The 19,634-nt window shown below is 31.6% G+C and carries 14 protein-coding genes and 1 pseudogene; 6 read left to right on the forward strand and 9 right to left on the reverse strand.

Annotated features, from left to right (window positions below; translation table 11 throughout):
• Positions 1-124 precede the first annotated feature (124 nt).
• The 3 genes and pseudogenes from cas3 to ACZDYH_RS28915 all read right to left on the reverse strand — a co-directional run.
• The gene (gene cas3, locus ACZDYH_RS28905; protein ID WP_474887825.1) at positions 125-2,554 is read right to left on the reverse strand and encodes a CRISPR-associated helicase Cas3'; all 2,430 of its coding nucleotides are present in this window, start codon (positions 2,552-2,554) and stop codon (positions 125-127) included.
• Positions 2,551-2,760, reverse strand: a complete 210-nt coding sequence (locus ACZDYH_RS28910) for a hypothetical protein (protein WP_474887827.1) — start codon at positions 2,758-2,760, stop codon at positions 2,551-2,553. Before ACZDYH_RS28910 ends, cas3 begins: the two co-directional genes overlap by 4 nt.
• Before the next feature lie 1,203 nt (positions 2,761-3,963).
• Positions 3,964-4,047: pseudogene (locus tag ACZDYH_RS28915) on the reverse strand (CRISPR-associated endonuclease Cas2); the annotation flags it as partial.
• 551 nt (positions 4,048-4,598) lie between these two features.
• On the opposite strand from ACZDYH_RS28915, the gene ACZDYH_RS28920 reads away from it, so the two are divergent.
• On the forward strand, positions 4,599-4,763 hold the full coding sequence (locus ACZDYH_RS28920) for a hypothetical protein (protein ID WP_000912110.1): 165 nt from the start codon (positions 4,599-4,601) through the stop codon (positions 4,761-4,763).
• A gap of 97 nt (positions 4,764-4,860) precedes the next feature.
• On the opposite strand, the gene ACZDYH_RS28925 is transcribed toward ACZDYH_RS28920, so the two are convergent.
• Positions 4,861-6,588 (reverse strand): helix-turn-helix domain-containing protein, encoded by a 1,728-nt coding sequence (locus ACZDYH_RS28925; protein ID WP_088021452.1) that lies wholly within the window; start codon positions 6,586-6,588, stop codon positions 4,861-4,863.
• 1,083 nt (positions 6,589-7,671) lie between these two features.
• Here ACZDYH_RS28925 and ACZDYH_RS28930 point away from each other — a divergent pair.
• The 4 genes from ACZDYH_RS28930 (at position 7,672) to ACZDYH_RS28945 (ending at position 12,006) form a co-directional block, all read left to right on the forward strand.
• Positions 7,672-9,381 carry a hypothetical protein gene (locus tag ACZDYH_RS28930; protein WP_474887830.1) on the forward strand — a complete coding sequence of 570 codons (1,710 nt, stop codon included), beginning with the start codon at positions 7,672-7,674 and terminating at the stop codon, positions 9,379-9,381.
• 943 nt (positions 9,382-10,324) lie between these two features.
• Positions 10,325-10,468: a hypothetical protein gene (locus ACZDYH_RS28935; protein ID WP_474887832.1), complete on the forward strand. Its 144-nt coding sequence runs from the start codon at positions 10,325-10,327 to the stop codon at positions 10,466-10,468.
• A gap of 140 nt (positions 10,469-10,608) precedes the next feature.
• The gene (locus ACZDYH_RS28940) at positions 10,609-11,580 is read left to right on the forward strand and encodes a tyrosine-type recombinase/integrase (protein WP_474887834.1); all 972 of its coding nucleotides are present in this window, start codon (positions 10,609-10,611) and stop codon (positions 11,578-11,580) included.
• Between the two features lie 30 nt (positions 11,581-11,610).
• Entirely contained in the window at positions 11,611-12,006 is a 396-nt protein-coding gene (locus ACZDYH_RS28945) for a helix-turn-helix domain-containing protein (RefSeq protein ID WP_016078900.1), read from the forward strand.
• Positions 12,007-12,235: 229 nt separating this feature from the next.
• Here ACZDYH_RS28945 and ACZDYH_RS28950 read toward each other — a convergent pair whose 3' ends face one another.
• Positions 12,236-12,742, reverse strand: a complete 507-nt coding sequence (locus ACZDYH_RS28950) for a hypothetical protein (protein WP_474887837.1) — start codon at positions 12,740-12,742, stop codon at positions 12,236-12,238.
• A 259-nt stretch (positions 12,743-13,001) separates the two neighbouring features.
• Here ACZDYH_RS28950 and ACZDYH_RS28955 point away from each other — a divergent pair, with 259 nt between their 5' ends.
• On the forward strand, positions 13,002-13,424 hold the full coding sequence (locus tag ACZDYH_RS28955; protein ID WP_474887839.1) for an NUDIX domain-containing protein: 423 nt from the start codon (positions 13,002-13,004) through the stop codon (positions 13,422-13,424).
• Positions 13,425-13,785: 361 nt separating this feature from the next.
• Here ACZDYH_RS28955 and ACZDYH_RS28960 read toward each other — a convergent pair whose 3' ends face one another.
• The 4 genes from ACZDYH_RS28960 to ACZDYH_RS28975 form a co-directional block, all read right to left on the reverse strand.
• Positions 13,786-14,313, reverse strand: coding sequence for a DUF2812 domain-containing protein (locus tag ACZDYH_RS28960; RefSeq protein ID WP_474887841.1), 528 nt, complete (start codon positions 14,311-14,313; stop codon positions 13,786-13,788).
• A gap of 1 nt (position 14,314) precedes the next feature.
• Positions 14,315-14,629: a PadR family transcriptional regulator gene (locus ACZDYH_RS28965; protein ID WP_193533544.1), complete on the reverse strand. Its 315-nt coding sequence runs from the start codon at positions 14,627-14,629 to the stop codon at positions 14,315-14,317.
• Positions 14,630-15,070: 441 nt separating this feature from the next.
• Entirely contained in the window at positions 15,071-18,223 is a 3,153-nt protein-coding gene (locus ACZDYH_RS28970; protein ID WP_474887842.1) for a DEAD/DEAH box helicase, read from the reverse strand.
• Complete coding sequence (locus ACZDYH_RS28975; RefSeq protein ID WP_193533541.1) at positions 18,213-19,034, reverse strand: Hachiman antiphage defense system protein HamA; 822 nt, start codon at positions 19,032-19,034, stop codon at positions 18,213-18,215. The genes ACZDYH_RS28970 and ACZDYH_RS28975 overlap by 11 nt, the downstream gene beginning before the upstream one ends.
• Positions 19,035-19,634 lie beyond the last annotated feature (600 nt).

Below are 19,634 nucleotides of genomic sequence, written 5' to 3' on the forward strand. Positions count from 1 at the left end.
AATGATACTCCTCCTATGTAACTATATCAATATTTAGCGATTATATATTATATGAAATTTAAGAATTCTTTTGATGTGGTATAAAAACATGGATTAAAAACCCTATCTCAAACAAAGATAGGGTTTAAAATATAGCTGTCTTAAAATCGCTCTCATTAAGCACATTCAAACCATATTCATCATTATAAGCACTTTCCTTCAAGGCTAGAATTTTCCCATCAAGATAGTATACGAGTCCATCATTTATTATCAATTTTTCTTTTTCATAGTTGAATAAGTTAACTGTATACTGCTGTGCCTTTCGTAATAATCGGCTCAAATCCTCAATGGAGTTATTGCTATTTAATTCTGCGATAATATCCTTTCCTTCTTCATATGGGACAATAACTGAAGTGGTTATATCATCAATGACGTTAAAATGTTTGGCCGCTGTCTGGTAGCTATTTATAATAAATAATGGAATATCTTTTTTATCATGTTTATGAATATATGCTCGACGATAGCTATTTTCTATTCTTGGTACGGATAATAACTCAGTCATGTTCTTTTTTAGTTTTGGAATAAAATAATCTAGATCAGATTCAAATTCTCTATAATATTCTTTAAAATACCTCTTCATTGCCTCTCTTGATAAAATATGTCCTCCATGTATTTTATCGTTATGTTTTAAATCCATAAGGATTTTCTTCGTAATTTTCTTTCCAATTTTAATTTCCTTTAAATGACTTAAGTTTTCCTCTTCATAATCAATGACATAGACATTCTGTATGCCCTTTTCACCGTGGCGATTACATCTTCCTGCAGCTTGTGCTATAGAATCTAACCCTGATAAAGAACGAACAACACACTCAAAACTTACATCTACACCTGCTTCGATTAACTGTGTGCTGATGCAAATGATTTTTCTTCCTTCCTTTAGACATTCTCTAACTTCTTCTAAAATTTTATGTCGATGTGCTGCACACATTGTTGTGCTTAAATGATAAATAGGGACATTTAATCCTTGGCTCTGTAATTGTGTATATAAATCTCTCACAACTGATTTTGTATTTAGAACAATGAGGATACTTTGTACTTCCTCTATTTTTGTATGTATAAATGTTTTGAGTTTATCTTTATTAAAGATTTCATTAGTTGCTTGATCAATGATTTCTACTCTTTTAAATGCTTCAATTACATGATCGAGGTTATTAATCATTTCAGCATCCGTATTTATGTCTAATTTTTGTTCTACAAAGTCCAAAGCAGGTTGAGTAGCAGTGCAGAGGACTATACTGGAACGAGTATATATTTTTAAAAAATTCAATGCTTGATTAAATAATGAAACACATGAAACAGGAACTTTTTGCACTTCATCAAAAATAATAATTGCCTCACTTAAATTATGGAGTCTTCTAGTATTTCTGTTTCCCTTTGCGTAAAACACATTTAGAAACTGAACCATGGTTGTAAAAATAATAGGAGAATCCCAATTATCTTTAGCTAACTTTAATTTTTGTTGTATGCTAGCCATACCGTCTTCATTTTCATCATGCTCATTCACTTCTTCAACTATATTTGAATGATGTTCTAAAATATTTTCTTCATCCTCTAATATTCTTCGAACCTCTTCCGCATTTTGCTCGATAATTGTTGTAAAAGGTACAACATAAATAATTCGTTTTTTATTATGGGTTTTTGCATGTTTTAGTGCATATCTTAAGCTTGCTAATGTTTTACCACCACCAGTTGGAATAGATAACGTATATATTCCTGATGGCCTCTCAGCGAACTGATCACACTGATCTGACATGTCTGCTCTCAACATGTTAATAGGGGTATTTGCATTCTGCTGTTTTTTGAAAGCATTAATTTTTATCATGAGTCTCTCGTAGTATTTCTCAAATAACTCATCAGAATTTATTACGGATTCTACACTTTTTTCTTCTTCAAATAATCGGGTGTTTGTTCTATCGGCATCAATTAATGTACTAAAGATGAATTTAGTTAAAAACATTAATTGTTTTTCAGCATTTTCTGGGGATTCTTTAAGTAGGAAACTTTCTAGTTCTACAGTAGCTTTGTCAACATACTCATGAAAATCTTTCTCTTTCATGACATGTTTAAAAAAGAATTGTTGTGTAACATCAAATCCTCTTAATTGCTTATCTCGCACTCTATTTAAATAGGGTGATTCTAAATCTGGATTTAAAAAATCTTGAAGGTATCCGTGGTGAGAAATAATGGCATTTCCCACTATCTCAGATATTATCCCTTTGTAAGGAATCATATTTTCTGTATGGAATAATTGATATAACAACTTCCCCCCTGCAGTTGAATGGTCAACACTCCCCCTTTTAGGTGAAGAATTAGGATTATTTACTGCTTCCAATATATATTCTTTAAACTCATTGGTGTATTTACCCATATCATGGAGCATACCCGCTAAACCAGCTAAATGTTTTATACCGATTTTTTCTCCATAGGTTTCAGCTAGTTCTTTTACTCCTAATAAATGCTCTTCGACTGTTTGTACTTGACTGTCACTCTCGCGTATATGAGCAATGTAGGTCATTCAATCTCCCTCCATTTTATATTTTTTACATGTTTGTTAGATACTGCAGATGTAGATACTTCCAGTTGAGTATCTACATCTGCAAAGCGTTTTAAAGCCAGAGCATTGCTAATTTCAATCCAGGCACCTTTTGAGGTGCGACCATGACAAGCCAATGACTCCTGATAAACCAATAACACTTTGCCAAACGCCTGGCATATCCCCATTTCAATCCTCGCACCTATATAAGGTGCGACTATGAGCTTTCCAGATAAATATAAACCCTAGGTAATTTCAATCCATACACCTATATAGATGCGACACAGATAAGCCTACGGAAAAAGACAAGCCGTCTGAATTTCAATCCACACACCTATATAAGGTGCGACCATGACAAGCCAATGACTCCTGATAAACCAATGGTTTCAATCCATGCACCTATATGAGGTGCGACACAAAATGTAGGTAGCGATGTTAATGAAGTCCGCTTGTACACCGATTGGCATATTTCAATCCACACACCTATATGAGGTGCGACATTTCAAGAAGTAATTGTAAAATCCGTTTTGTATATTTCAATCCACGCACCATATAAGGTGCGACAAGGCGAGTAGGGTTGCCCTCTTTGTCTGTGTAATTTCAATCCACACACCTATATAAGATGCGACGTTAATGAAGTCCGCTTGTACACCGATTGGCATATTTCAATCCACACACCTATATGAGGTGTGACTTGAAGCACGATCTTTGAAAAATGAATAGGAGTATTTCAAACCACGCACCTATATGAGGTGCGACGCTTTACAATCTTTGTTCCAAAATTCTTAATGTGATTTCAATCCACGCACCTATTTAAGGTGCGACTGGGTATGTAGTAAGTCATGGAATCTAATTTTAGATTTCAATCCACGCACCTATTTAAGGTACGACCTTAGTCTCTTTCTCTTTTTCTATTACATTAATAATTTCAACCCACGCCCCTATTTAAGGTGCGACATAATTTTGGTGTAGTTGCAGTAGATAAAGATAAATTTCAATCCACACACCTATTTAAGGTGCGACAACTTATCGTTGAATTTGCTAAGGTAATCATACAATTTCAATCCACGTACCTATTTAAGGTGCGACGTACAATCACTCACGAGCATTAATTCACTCAACTATTTCAATCCACGCACCTATATAAGGTGCGACTTATCGTAACCTGTATGACAATGCTATGTATTACGATTTCAATCCACGCACCTATATAAGGTGCGACACCGATTTGTGTTCGAAATCAACCAAAAATACGTTAGTTTTATCCAAAAATATACAAATGTTTTTATTTAATAAAGTAATTTGTATAAAAATCATAAATCACCATTATAAAGCATGAGAATTCAAGGTGCGAATGTACTAGGAATTTCATGTTTGCTATACATTCGCACCTAAAAAATTAAAGGGCTTTCTAAATCAATTGATTCTTTTACACCAATATGTTCGACCTTATTTTCATAGCTATTACCTAATTGAATAACCAAAATGTATAGTTTCATAATACCCTTAATATATTGATTCGTAATTTACAATAAAATTCACTATATATTGTCTCTCTATCCACCTATCAAGTTTATTCTTTATATCATCGTTTGATCTTTTTTTATGATATAACATTCTTAAGAATATTGAATACTAAAAATTCCTTTATTTTGCTAACTCAAAAATACTTTAATTATTCTTCTCTTTATTTGTGTTCAACTTTTAATATATAACTAGATATTATTAAGGATATCTTGATTTAGTATATTTATTGGCTTTTCTTCCATCTTGATGGCTAACAGTTCCTTTTACTTATTTCTCTTAGTTATTAACTCTTCTTGTAATTTAACAAGTTCCCTTGCAGGAGAAATAATTACTTTTAATTTTAACGCTGACAGAAATATTTTCCAACTTAAATAAACTAAATTTATCAAATATAAATTCACTCTTAGAATTTACTTTGATAATGAGTAAAATATGCCAATAGAGTATCTAGCTTTAGTTCCTAGCACTCTATTAACTAATTAATAAGGAGATGTTAACTATGTTGAAACATATCAAACAGGCTAAAAATGAAATCTTACTTATGGCGATTCTATTTTCTCTATTTTTTATAATGCTTTTATATAATGAGGGGGCTGCTGTACTTAGCGTATCTGCGTGTTTATTGAATATTATTGCAAAGGATCTTTTCTCTCAGAGAGCATAAAAACTATTTATAAATTATTATTTAGAAACAGACATAGTAAAAAGAAGAAAAAACATCCTACAAAATGTTTTTTCTTCTTTAATAATCTGGTTAGCCACTACATTTTTTCTAATATCCCTTGTCTCTCATACCACTTAGACATTTTTTCAACTGCATTTGCAGATAGCCGCTTGGTTTCTCTGTTACAAAATCTAGATAATGTAGGTGCTGATATTCTCATTTCTTTTGCTAATTCTCGTATAGACTTATTATCAACTTTGCGTTGTTTAAGTATTTTCTCTCGAACAGCCTCTTCATCAAATCTATTAAGCTCTTCATTATTTTTTTTCGGAGGCATATTAACGACATCCTTAGCCTTTTCAAAATATTCTACAGATTCTTCAGTATTATTTTCTAAATCTAGTGTTTTTTTCTTAGGTAAATTATACATTGACTTAATTAATTCTTCCGGTGGAAGTATAGTAATATTTAAATTCACCCAATAATCTTTAAACCAATTCTTCTTATTAAAACGTTCTTCATCTAATGTTACTGTATACTCCCACTTAGAAATTACGTTCTCTTTTTCTAAGTCAGTAAGAACATTCTCTAGGTGTTCTCTAATCCGACTCGGTTTCCACGTAAGCGGGATTGCCATAACAGCTAATAAGCCTTTATCTCCTCCAATGGAGTATGGTCGCTTCAAAGTTGAATATATTTGTCGTATTCTCCATTGCCATGTTAGATAACGAATTAAACGTTTATGATACTTATGTCGATAACTATTATACTCAAGTGCCTTTTTAGATAATAATGCTGTGGTATTATTTGAACCATATAAATAACTTGTTAAAAAACTCCCTGGTTTGATACGGCAAGATTCAATGCCCATATATTCATTTGTTGTATTGTGTCTCCATAATACAACTGAATCCAAGACAAATAACCGTTTGACAACTTCTCTCTTTACTTTATATTTTTCATCATGTTCATTTTCTTCATTTAAGACTACTACTTCATTATCATCATTTAAATAAATGAAGATACTTGCTAGTGCTGCAATACGCTTAGCAACCTTAATTTTATCTTCAGGTCTGTAGTATTCTCCTTTACTTACTTTCTTTTTTGGTACATTGCACATATCCAAAACTTGCTCATATGAAAATTCTATAAATTCATCTGGGGATTTTGCTTGTGCTAGCCACTGTATGGTAATGGAGTCCAATACATCAGCTGTCAGATCATCCATATTGCTCATTACATCATTCACTAAAGTATTCCAACGAGATGCTTCATCATCTTTAATAAGCTTTAAATCTTCATCTCTGTGAGAAGAGAGTTGAGCTATTGCATTACTTTCCTTTGTTTCAATAGGATAAGATTTTACCCCCATACCTGAGTCTTCTTCAAAGTGATTTTTAGAGATTCCATCACGTAATTTAAAATAAACAGCGGAATTATTAACTTCGAAATATTCTTTATCAATTGGTTCATCCGTTTCATCATCTTTTACGTCTTCCTGGATGATTGTTCCTTCATTAAACTTATTAACATTCTTAAACTCGTCTTCTAATACCTTTTCAATAGCTGCATGAATTTCATCTTTATATTCTTTTAACTTAATACCAATTTGTAATGAGGTAATTCCTTCTTCATTCTTTTTACTCAACCATGATACTAATGCCGAAAAAGATGGTGAAACATGTTGAGAAGTTACAACCTTAGTATTATCTTTTTCTACATCTGAACTAAAAGCAGTCCATTTTTTCCAAACTACTTTATTGTTTCCGTATAAAGGCTCAGATATTAATAATGCATCCGTAAACAGTTGTGTTAATCTCTCCACATTATCACTCCTTCCGTAATTTCCTTTCAAACAAACATTTAATCTATTACATATATGTAAACACTTATTGTTTTCTAGTTTTGGTAATATTCAAGCAATAATGAAACAAATTTTCTTTATTTACAACATAAAATAACATTAATTATACATTAGTTCTCAATAGGTCTTCAATCAATCTAATAAATTAAGATATGAAACACTTTTTACCATATAGTGAACCTTCCCTATAAATTATGAAACATTTTTATCTAGTCATTCCCATATTCTCATAAAAAGTTCATATGAATAGAATTTATATCGCATATACACCAGATCCTTTCAAATTTATTTGAAATAAATTTGCCATATCCTTAACCTAAATCCGAAAACATGAGACATCAATCAATTTTTCTTAATTTAAATACGTAACACAATTTTTTTTCAAAAACCTTATAAATCCATAGATATCCACGTTTTATCTTTATTTTAATACATACAATCATTGAATCTTAACGAACCTCTTTTGCCATATCCTTGACCTTAATATACATATAGAACAGTCAAAAAACCTTATGTACCAAAGGTTCACCTTAGTTTTTTTGTAAATTTCATTATATATCAAACATGAAACACTTTTGCCATATCCTTGACCTTCGAAAACTCAAAACATGAAACACCTTTTACCATATCCTTGACCTTAAAGCTATTACATTTTCTCCTATAACCCTTTATATAAAGGGATTTACAGTATCTTTTCCTAATGAACGACCTATGATTAAAACATGAAACACTTTTGCCATATCCTTGACCTAAAATTATAAACTATTCCCCACACCCCTATATATATCAACAATCTTTCCCTGTTTCATTATTGTGTTTATACAATTAGGACATGAAACGTTTTTTACCATATCCTTAACACAAATTTTTTTCCATAGATTCTCCGATCCCTTATAATCATTGGGTTTATAACGTGTTTCATGTTTTAAAAATTCCTCTTAAAGGGGCACCTTTCAACATTTTTCATTTTGCTATAATCAAAATTGGTATATTTTATAGTATTTTGGCATATATTTCTGAATTTGTAGAACGGAGGTGAAAAAGATGGGAAAGTCATTTGTAATACGAAATCAACGTAGCTTAAATGGGGAAACAACCAATGCTGTGTTAGTAACAATAAAATCTTGGCAAAAATTTGTGGAAACATTTGAAGAGAAATACTATAGCTATAAAGATACATATTTAGAAGATATTCTGCAGCACATGACATACGAAGAACGTATTGCTGACGTAGAAGGCTTTGTCGAAAAAGCCAAGCCATCTTTTTCACGTCGCGCAATGTCTGCAATTGCAGAAAAAACCGGAAGAAAACATAAATTATACGGTATTACGAATGCAGATCTTGAAGTATTCTTGTACTTACATAAAAAATGCTATACAAATGGTGTCATTCCAAATGTAACAATACATATGATGTGGGAAGATTACAAGCAATATAAAGAAGAGCTTGCATACATTCAGCATTCTCAATTCTATATCGCTTTAAAAAAGTTAAGCTTACATAACATTATCTCTATTGAAAATGGCTTAGATGGCCGATATACAATCAAACTGACTCATTTTATAAACGAGGAAACAGAAAAAGCAAATCCATACGTTTATATTAGTCCTGTTGTATTTACAAAGGCTTTCTTTAAACTATCTGTAGCAGCTAAGAAATTATTCTTAGACATTGCGATGCAACAACATACGGAAACAACATTAAAGCGTTCTTTGGACAAGCAGGACGAAAGAGGAAACAAAACTCACTTCGGTGGGATGTATCGTTTCTTACATAAAAAATATCCGCATCAAATCCGTGCGGTTATCGAGGAATTAACAACTGCATTATCATGTACGGGGAATCCCCTATTCAAAATTTGCAAAATGCAAAAAGGTGTAAAGCAGACAAAACGATATACGACATTATATCTGTCTATCCATTCAGACTTCTTATGTTCGAAAGAAGCTGGAGAAGAACAACATAGGGATCCATTTACACCAAAAGCTACCTATGCTCGAAAAGCGAAATTTATCGAAGCAGTCCTACAAGAGATGAATATCGGTGAACTGTCTGCAGACATGAATAAATTCATTCATGTATTAAAGCATACTTGTCATCGTCAAATTCGCAGTGTAATTCGCGGACTACGTGACATGGTTGATCGAAAAGAAGGATATCCAACGAAAATTGTATATACATTGAAGAAACTATTGCATCAAACATCTCAATATCAAATTCTCGATACAGCAGCGAAAGAAGGTATCTACCCTCTTATTGCGCAGCATATACCAAAAGAGAGAAATAGTGACCGTGAGCAAGCTGTATTTAATTTCGGTTTACATTATTCTATGTACTCTCTTCACAACATTAAGAAGATGTTTAAGAATGTGCATGCACTATTGAAGCAGAAGTTTGCGGTACCAGTGACGGAAGAGTCTTATCACCGTAATTATCTAAAATACCAAGAAGAAACGTTATTTAGAAAATATGCATATGATCAGGGAGTGAATCTCCATGCATATATCGCTTTAGAAATTGAAATGCGTGAAAAACTAAAAGTTCGTGGCCATAAAGAACGCACGATTCCAAGTGATGTACGTGAATGGTTTATCGAGGCAATTGATAAGCTGCCACAAGAAAAACTTCGTGTTATTGAACTACCAAAGCAGTTTAATTTACTAGAGTTTATGCGTACCTTCGAACGTTTAGTACGTGCTGGAGTAACAATAACAGCTCCAGATCAGGTGCTACACGCAATGGAAATAAAATAATAGTAATGAGCTCTCTATTTTTGAAAAAATCGAAAGTAGAGGGCTATTCGTGTTTGTATGATTAGTAATCCCTTTCTGCTACCCTACTTATAAATACCAAATCGGAAGGACTTCATGTAAAATGGAGTCTTTTTTTATGCACTTCTATACAAATTCAATTCTAGCAATATATAACTCTCCACATAACACTAGGGAGTATTCTTCTAATGTATTAAAACCTATCCCATAATACCTACAAAAAATCAAAAGGAAAATTATAAAAATAGTGGATATGCGGACAAATAAGATTCAATGTGAATATAATCTTTCTAAAAATATTGTAATTACTAATGTTGTTGTATTTATCTAATAAAAATCATCAATAATAATGTGAGTTATGTGTAAATACTGATTAATGTTAACAAATAACAACCTAATCTGGATAAAATGTGGGTAATTGAACGCTAGATACTGCTGTATTTAACAAAATAAAGAAAATAAAGCCTATTTTCATAGGTGGATAAATATAAAGTGATTTGTATCAATTTCTTTCCGATTTCATGTAGAAATATATAATTCTCTTTATGCTTTTTTGTAGAATTGATAGTCTAATAATCATTGAATTTCCGTATACTTTTTCTACTATTTATGATTTTTTACGTTCTAACATCAAATTTTCCCTTGTGGAAGTAGATCTTTCCCCTATTTTTGATAACCTATAATAGTTTTATCTTTATTTCTTTTTAATATATAAGATATATATTTATAATAGATTTTTAATACAGCTAGTATGATTGTTAATAAGATGTCCGACCTAATTGAAAATATTTGTAAATTACGTTATAATAATGGAAAATAAACATATCATTACCCACATACTAAAGGACAAACCTACGTATCCCTACCAGGGAGAGGTTTGTCCTTTTTTCATTTTAATAAACAATTCATATTGGGAGGATTAAAGATGACTGTACTAAAAGATTCGACTTACATAGAAATGAATACTTATAACGAGATTGGATTTTTTAAAGGGATTCTTTGGGGTTTAATTTTTGTAGTTCCTTTTTGGAGTATTATGATAGCCCTATTTATTTCGCTTTATAAATAATAATCAACATATCCAAAACGCAAAGGGTTGTTTGTCCGTTTGCTTTTTGGATATGCCAGCAACCGTGCGTAGCAAAGGGCGGTAGCAGGTCTTTCACTTATTTTCTGTTATAATATATCCTAAGAAATTAGGTGATTATTATGAACGAAACAATTTGCTTAGAGAAAACATTAGAGGCTTTTTCAGCGTATTTAAATGAACAAGGACGAAAACATTCTACAATTCAACGTTATGCATACGATATTAAGGATTTTTTTAAGTGGTTAGAAGTAAATGAAATACTTTTTCATATCAAATCATGGAATGAACTTTCTGAAGCAAACTATCAGATGTATTTCTCTGAGTTAGAAGACAAACGTAAATATTCTCAGAAAACAAGACACAGAATATGGGTTGTTTTAAAGAAGTTACACATGTTTTTAGGTATAGTTAGTCCGTTGGATGGTATTAATCTCTCTTTAATTCCGGATCAATCACTAAATGATAATGATTTCATTACCGAAATGGAAGAAAAGCTTTTAAAGCAAACTGTTCTATCAATAAAGGGATTAACGGAAAGACAAGCCCAATATCGGCCTTTAATCATGGATAGAAACGCTTGTATAATTAATTTAATAGTAAACTATGGTTTGTCTTTACAAGAGCTTGTATCGCTTAATATGAGCCATATACAGTTTGCTAGAAATATATTAATGATACCTGGGGAAAATGGAGCAACTAGGTCTGTTTCTTTAACTATGGAAGATACGCAGCAGCTTTATAAATATTACACCACTATTCCGGAACCTGTAAGACCTAGACAACACACAGATAATCCCCTATTTGTGGCATTTGATTTTAATCGAGGTACGTATCGATGGGTGTACGAAAATGATGCACCAAAGGCTTTGTCTGAAGTTGCTATACAAAAGATGATACGACTTGAAGTGAAACGTGCGGAGTTAAATAGACGTATTTCTGCACAGCAGATGAGGAATACATTTATTCTACGCCTTATTAAGTTGGGCTTAACTGAAGATGACTTGGTAAGTAGAATGGGATTCAAAACTAAGATTTCTTTAAAAAGGTATTACCAATATTCACTGGGAGCTATAAATAACTCTAAAATATAGTTTTATTAAAAGTTAGAAAGGTTGATTTATTTGGAAGAAAATATTTTTGGACAGAATCTTAGAAAATTAAGAAAAACAAAGGGGCTTAGCCTAGACAAATTGGGTATAGAGTTAGGGGTAACAGGAAGTGCGATATCCTCTTGGGAATTAGGGAATAAAGAACCGAACTTTGATATGGCAAAAAAAATTGCAAGTTATTTTATGGTTAGTACTGACTACTTGTTCAATCACCAAATTTTAGATAGTGATGAACATACAAAAGCAATTGTTACACGTTTAGCTCATAAAATGTACGAAAAAAGCAAGGATGTTCTAGTATTCGAAGAAGAACTACTATCTTATCTTGGTTATTTAGATTTTAAAAATAAATCCAGGCAAATAGCATTAAAAAACATTGAGAATGAGAATGAAGAAGAAAATGTATAGCACAATATATATTAACGGTTTTACCGTGCATGTATTTGTCATATTCTAATAAAAAGACGTGTTCTATACATAGAACACGTCTTTTTATTTTAGTATTTTTCTTTGTTTACTTCTTATTTGTCCTTCTCTATGTTTTTAATCGCAGCTTCGTTCTGACTGATTATATCTTGAAAATGCTCTTTTTTATTTCTTTCCACAAATTGTATAATTTCTTTAAATTCCATTATTATCACCTTAATTCACTTACTTTTATTATTTGTTCTAATTCGAGTACTGAGAGTACCTGAATACGTAAAAATGTCTTTAGGGCATTCCAAAACTCTCCATGGTCATCTAATGATACCTGGAGAACGCTTTTCCAAACATCCATCCCAACCTCGTTATATTCAGGATTTCCTTTCATAAAACATGCTTTATGTATCGTAAATGAAACCGGATCAGTTTTTACACCTTGATTTGGTACAAGTGTAGGAACCCAATCAATAGAAGTATATAAGTGCATAAGATTCTCCAAACATTTCTTTAGAACGCTATTGTCTCCTATGCAATGTATTTCACCACTTATTGTATCCATTATGATTTTTTCACTCGGATGTATCTCTCTAACGTAAAATGGTACTTGTTCTTCATAATGTTTATATATCCTTTTAAATGCTTCTATGGCCTTTTCTATTGATGTTGCATTTATAAAACTGATTTTATGTTCTGTAGTAATTTCTAATATGTATAGGCGCATAATTATTAATCCCCCTATATTTTCTATATATTAATTGATACATTGTATCATCTTACTTTTAATTTAAAGAAAGTACCTACGTTACTGGTACTCTCTTTAAATATAGCTTCTATTTATATGTTAAGCTATTAAAAATGTCTCGTTTCCTATTTAACGCTAATTTAAATTGTGTTGTATTAGGTAGGTGCTAGTTAAATTTAAAAGCTTTCATTAAAATAAGGTATAATATAGATTTTAATTTTTTAATGGAGGGAAAATTGTGGAACGAGTCGATGTAGTATATGCACTTATTTATGATGATACAAATAGAAAAATTCTTATGGTCGGAAACAAACGTGAAAATGGTAGTGAATGGAGCCTCCCAGGAGGGGCAAGAGAAAGTGGAGAAACCTTGGAACAGGCAGTTATCCGTGAGACATTTGAAGAAACAGGGTTAACAGTTGAAATTAAAGATATATTTGCTATTAATGAAAAATTTTTTCCGCATGCACATGCTGTAATATTCACTTTTGTAGCTAGAATAGCCGGAGGCGAAATATCTATTCAAGACAAAAATGAAATTACTGGTATTAGTTGGATAAACATAAAAGAAGCTGAAGAAATTATGTTTTATTTTCCTGATGGCGTTCAAAATCTATTAGAAAAAGGACTAGTAGCTCCTTACTACTTCCAAACAAAGTAGAACAAAAAGAGCGATTACATAGTTTAAAACATTTAGAATTCTAATTCTATCTGTATATTAAGAAACAATTAGCTTTTTGGTATTTATTCTTTCTTAACCTGGTTATTTACAAAATGCTGATGATACCTTTACTTGAGGACAGCCAATATATTGACTTAAAATAAAGTCTGATTAAAAGGTTGCTGAGAACATTCATTTTATCATAAAAGAATCCCCTATATTTTGAACAAAGATTGATCGAAATATAAGGGATGTATAGATTTACTCTCAAAAGTTTTATGAAATAGATTGATCGTTTTGACGGGCAAATAAGTTATAATAATTACCACTTCTTTATAAACTTAGAAATTCTCTTTCTATACTATTTTGTTCGAAACGAATGGTAGTAGGTCGCCATTAATGACATTAACATTGGAATGGTAATGACAAGGGAAAATAAGAAAACTATCGAAAATATTGTACTTAATACCCCTGAACTTACTGAATGAACTAAATAACTTACAATCAGCATAGCCATACTAATTACAAATGCTGACATAACTGGTTGTCTTAGTATTTTTATTTTCTCCTGTTTTGTTTCTTTATCTGTATAAATTGGTTTTGTACCAGGTTTGGCCTTAAATAGGTGCGCACCATAATAACTTGAACAAACATATTCCCAACCTGCCAATTCAAACATTTCGATATATTCTTCCCATTCATTTTCTGTTAATGGTCGTATATCAAGACTAAAAATAGTATTTTCAGCAACACCCTTTTCTAATTCATATCCCATTCGTTTGAAACGTTTCACAATCCATCCTTTTGCAGCATATTTTCTTAGCTTTTTTAAATCTTTTTCTTCTGAAAAAGCAATCCCATTTGACATTATGTATTTTGTTTTCCCCATTTTAGTTCTCCCCTTTTAATCCATTTTCAGCAAAATCAAGCATTGTTTTACGTCTCAAAATATCTTTTTCCAACACTTCTCTACCTCTATCTGTCAAAACATATACCTTCCTACGCGAATCTGAACCATCAAATAACTCAATGTAGGATTCGGCTATTAACTTTTTAATAATTGTGTATAGTGATGCAGGACCAATGACTACTTTCCCATTTGTTAACTCCTCAACCAAACTCATCACTACATATCCATGTCTAGGTTTTGTAAATCCTGCCATAATATAAAATACAGAATCAGTTAATTGTTCTAATGATTTCATTTTCTCCCTACCTTCTTATATCACTTTATGATATATCTAAAAATAATATATCATAAAGTGATATATTAAACAATAAAAAATGGAATGAATATTCAATTTCACTCCATCTTTCAAGGGAATTCTTATCAAAATTTATTAATAATTATCAATCTTTTTTATGACTAATTAGACTTTGTTTTAATTTATCAAACTATATTTTAAATCCACACAATACAAATGTTGTGGTAAATGCGGTCATATGTTGTACAAAAAAATAGACATAAGCAAAAACATTGTTTGTATCTATTTTTTTAATCTGTCTCGTATAAAAACTATAGTGAGGCAAATTTAATTGAACTAGAACTTGAGCATGGTGCAGATGCAATTGTTCATCCAAAATTTAAACGACTGTATTTTGATAATAATGAAATTACAGTAAGTGTGTATATTGAATACAATCTTTTAGACGATTCTATTGTCGCTACCCAATAAGATATTCTCTAAGACAGAGGTATAATATGAAGGGTATTTTAGTAATTGCTTCCGAAAATCTTCTTCGTAACTTTGAATTAACGATTTTAACATTCTCTTATTTGTTGGTGGGGATTGATCTCTTAAAACTCCGCTCAAATCTCTAGAAATGATCCGATCTGCAAAACCTAATTCGTAAAATAGTATATTTAAAGAGTTAGGTACACCATATTTCATACGTTTTTGTAATTTTTTAAGATTCCCAACTAAATATATATTTTGATCGGTAATTAAAGACTCAACTAATTCCGCGACCGCTCCAATTAGAAGCATACCTTCATATGAAAGTGCATTGTCACAAATTTCTACAATATGATCTATTTTATATTCTCTACGCTGTTTTTTTGTTTTCATCCGAATATCCTTATCTTTAAGAATATCTAATAGTATAAAATAAGCCCTTCCATGAATCCATGCGATAGCAACTTCTCTTAAAATTTCAGGCTTCTCGCATTTATTAAATGTTTTATTTTTAATATTCGATGCTAAAAGCGGCCATAAAGCATTCAAAAGCTCCTCATAGCTTTCACACCCCACAAGTTCATCTAAATGCATTTTAGTCCATTCTTCAATCTTTATAGCAGTTTCCACACCGTATAGCAGTTTCCCATACGATTTCTTTTTTGAGTCTTCTGGAATATTATTTGAAATATTGTTAGCTAGCATTTGAAATAAGATAACAATTTGTTCTTTTATTTGATCATCAGCTAGCGAATAAGCCAAAGTCTCTTTAGCAAGTGAGCTTACCCAATTCTCTCCTGCTTCATCAGTTACATATTCCCAATTGGCCATCAAATAACTTTCAATAGATGAAAGTACATTTATTTTTGATTCGACTTGTTGATTCAGTCCATCAATTGAAAATCCCTCGTTGGCAAATGCATTCGCTATTTTTTCCAATACCCCGTAAGCTTTATCGGAGTCTTCGAAATAAATTTCAAATAATTTTATGTAATTAATATTACGTGTAATCTTCTTATCATCGCTACATAAGGGATCAAATATTTTTAATAATGAGCTCTCAACTGGTTCTGAGTTATTAGGATCTAATAAGTTTTTTACTTGTAGCCAACGCCATCTATTTTTTTGAATGTTACGCTTATCATAGATATTAGGGTCTGCAAAAATAACACTACCTTCTGTATGCATACCAGAACGACCGACGCGACCAATTAAATTCTGAAAATCACGAACTTTTATTCTTTCAGTTCCTTGATAAATACTAGTTACAATAAGATACCTAATTGGTAAATTAACACCTTGTGCTAATGTAGATGTGCATATGACGAATTTTGCTAAACCTTCTTTAATTGAGTGTTCCACAGCATGGCGGATACCAGAAGGTATATTTCCATGATGTGTTAAAATCCCTAGTTCCGCACTTTTAGTGACAGAAGCTTGCGAACCAAGATGTAAGCCATATAGGGTATACAGTTTCCTTATTTCATTTTTTTCTGATAATTCAAATGGAGTTGTTAAAGTTAATCCTCGTTCATACGCCTCCACTACCTTGTCGCAAAGACTGGTTACATTATCTTTCTTTCCACAAAATATTGCTACACTTCCATTTGCAATTAGTTTTAAACCCAAATATAAAGAGACAGTACTACTATCGTCTTTAATTGGAAAGAAACGTTCGTTTTTTTCTCTTCCTTTCAATTCCAGTTTTTGCTGCTCTATTATTCTGGGTACATAAAAATCTATTTCATTAGGATTTTCTTCATTCAAAAATTGAAGTTTTCCAAGACGATCCATCCAACTTGTAAGTGCTACAGTTCGATATGTAGGAGAAAGGTTAACTCCTGAAACTACTTTATTTTCAGGGCCATTAAGCCAAGAACCAACCACTTCTGCATTATTGATTACAGCGGATATTAATACTTTTTGTACCTCTTCAGGAACCATCCCTTTTAAAGCTGTAAGGAGTAATTCATAATTGATTCCTCGTGTATTACTATCAAATTGATGTCCTTCATCGTATATTAATAACCCAATTTCCGTTGCCAATTCTGGACATTGGCGAAGCATGTAAATAAGTTTTTCTGGAGTAACAACTAAGATAAAATCATCTCTAAGTATTGATTTCAGTTCAAAATCCATTTGAAGCACATCTGATACTTCATCTATGTTAATAGAATCACTTTGGAATGACTTACTCAGACTCATACTTATTTCATGACATAATGCCCTAAATGGAGCCACGATTACAGCCAAAGAAGTTCTATTTGATAGAAAAGCACTACGTATTATAACTTCTGTCGCCTTGGTTTTCCCAGCACTAGTTGGTAATTGAATTACAGCGGATTCCCCTTTAAAAACACCAGTTTCCCCCAAAAGGTGTTGAGCTGGCCAAAATTCTTGAATGAAATTTTTATTTTGTAAAATGTCTTCCCAATTCTCAACACTTATACCAGAATATTTAGGCAAACATTTTCTACTAGAGTTTTCAATTCTTTTTCTTATTACCGCACCAATTACATCAGCAAAAAGTAATTCTCTTGGAGTACCAAATGAATAAGCTTTGGTCCTAAGTGCAGAAATGAGATCATAAATATATTCCTCAAAAATACCATCCTTATAAAATTCAGTTAGTTTATATGAAATATCCAATATATTATCTGCATATATTTCACCTTCTACTACATAACAGGGTAAGAAAGTTCCAGTGAGCAATCGAGCTAATAATGTATCTAAATTTGAACATTCTAAGTTAAGTTTATCCAAATCTATACGATTTACTAAAACAAGTGAACTTCCTGGTAAATTGCATAAATAATAGGAAGCTGAACCTAGTAGTAAAACGTAGTCATCTAAATCTTCCTCAAGATTTGTTTGTAAATACGCATCAAAAAAATGCGCAGAAAATCTAAGGTTCTCACGTAATTCCTTTAGGTGTTGCTCGTCTGGTTCATCGGAATTCACATGAGCTGATAAATCACCTAATAACCCTATTGCCAATGTAAAAAGAGTTGATGGATCTTTTTCGAGATTTATATGATCTTCTTCATTAACACTGTATTCATTCATTTTTGCTTTTGATCTAGTAACACTTAATAATCGTTTGGAATGTCTCTCAGGCTTCATGTGCCGCCCTCCTATACAATTCATGGACAAGAGGCATCATATCCTCACCATGAATTACTAATAATGTTAGATTATCTTTATTTGGATGCTCATTAATTGATGTATCTGCAATCATCGGTAAATCCAGTAGACTTGAAGAAAACATAGCAACTGCCCCTGAAATCTCTTTATATGGATGATCAGTAGGATTTTGGAACCTATTTATTTTTTTAGATTCTTCAATTTGATTTTTTAGAAACAGTTGTTGTTTAATTGCATTTAGTGATTCACCTTTTCTAGCTACATCTTTTTTTGAATCATCAACAGCATTTTGTAACCTTGGGTTGGCCCTTGTACCAGAAAATTGTGTTTTGGTTTCAAAAATTGCTAGTGTATCCTCAGGTGTATACTCTCCATCACTGATAATTTTAAAAGCCAGAGTATCACATCCTTTAGAAGATTCATTACCAATTATTTTTGTGCCATATCGAGTACGAGGTACCCAGTAATTTAGAATAAACTCAAGGTAATCAGCTACTAATATTTCTCCGAAATCCCCTGCCCGTATACTAGGTCCTGGAGTACGAGAAGAGTCAGGAAATTTTATGATGTTTAAGTATTCTGCTCTTGTATAATTGTAACCCTCCCTAAAAAAATCAATTTCACTATCTAAACAATAATGTTCACGAAAATGTTTTGCCCATGAAGATAAAGTTTCTTCATCTTGCTCATACTTAAATTCGAAAACTTCAATATTCTTACCTTCAGATGTTTGAATGGTTTGACCCGTATTTTTAAACCATCTAATATGTGATTGTGTAGTTAATATCATGTTTATTCATTCCTTATTTAATATATTTTCAGGAAATATCTTCTAAGGATATTTTACCAAAAAATCAAGACATTTAGTTATTTGAAAAATAGATATATTGCTATTAAGATATGATTTAATTCCAGTATTAATAGGAAAATAGTGTTACTAAGAGTATTATCTTCTTCAGGTAGATGTAAAAAGAGCTAGTTATGAGGAAATAAAGAATGTTGGCTTGCAATAGATTTTTGATGAAAAAAGGTCGATGAAGCCATTAAAAGGCTTATAAGAATCAATAAGGGTATTAAGTTGATAACCAATGGACAGCTAATACAAATATTGTGATAAATGAGATTATTTGTGATACAAAAAAAGAATAGTACATACAGAATTATTCTGTATGTCACTATCCCCTTCTTTTATTCTTATATAATGTGTAACATCATATTGTTACCCTTATAGCAAAGTATCATTTCATACTACTATGAAGCATTCCTCCTTTTTTTAGATAGAAAAAGAGAGTCCCTTAGTAAGGCACTCTCTTTTATGTATTTCCTCTATTTTTAATCGATTACGATTTCATTTATATTTAGCTTGTTTAAGGTCTTTTTATAAAAACGA

The sequence above is a fragment of the Bacillus sp. EB V-12 genome (genome assembly GCF_056158125.1).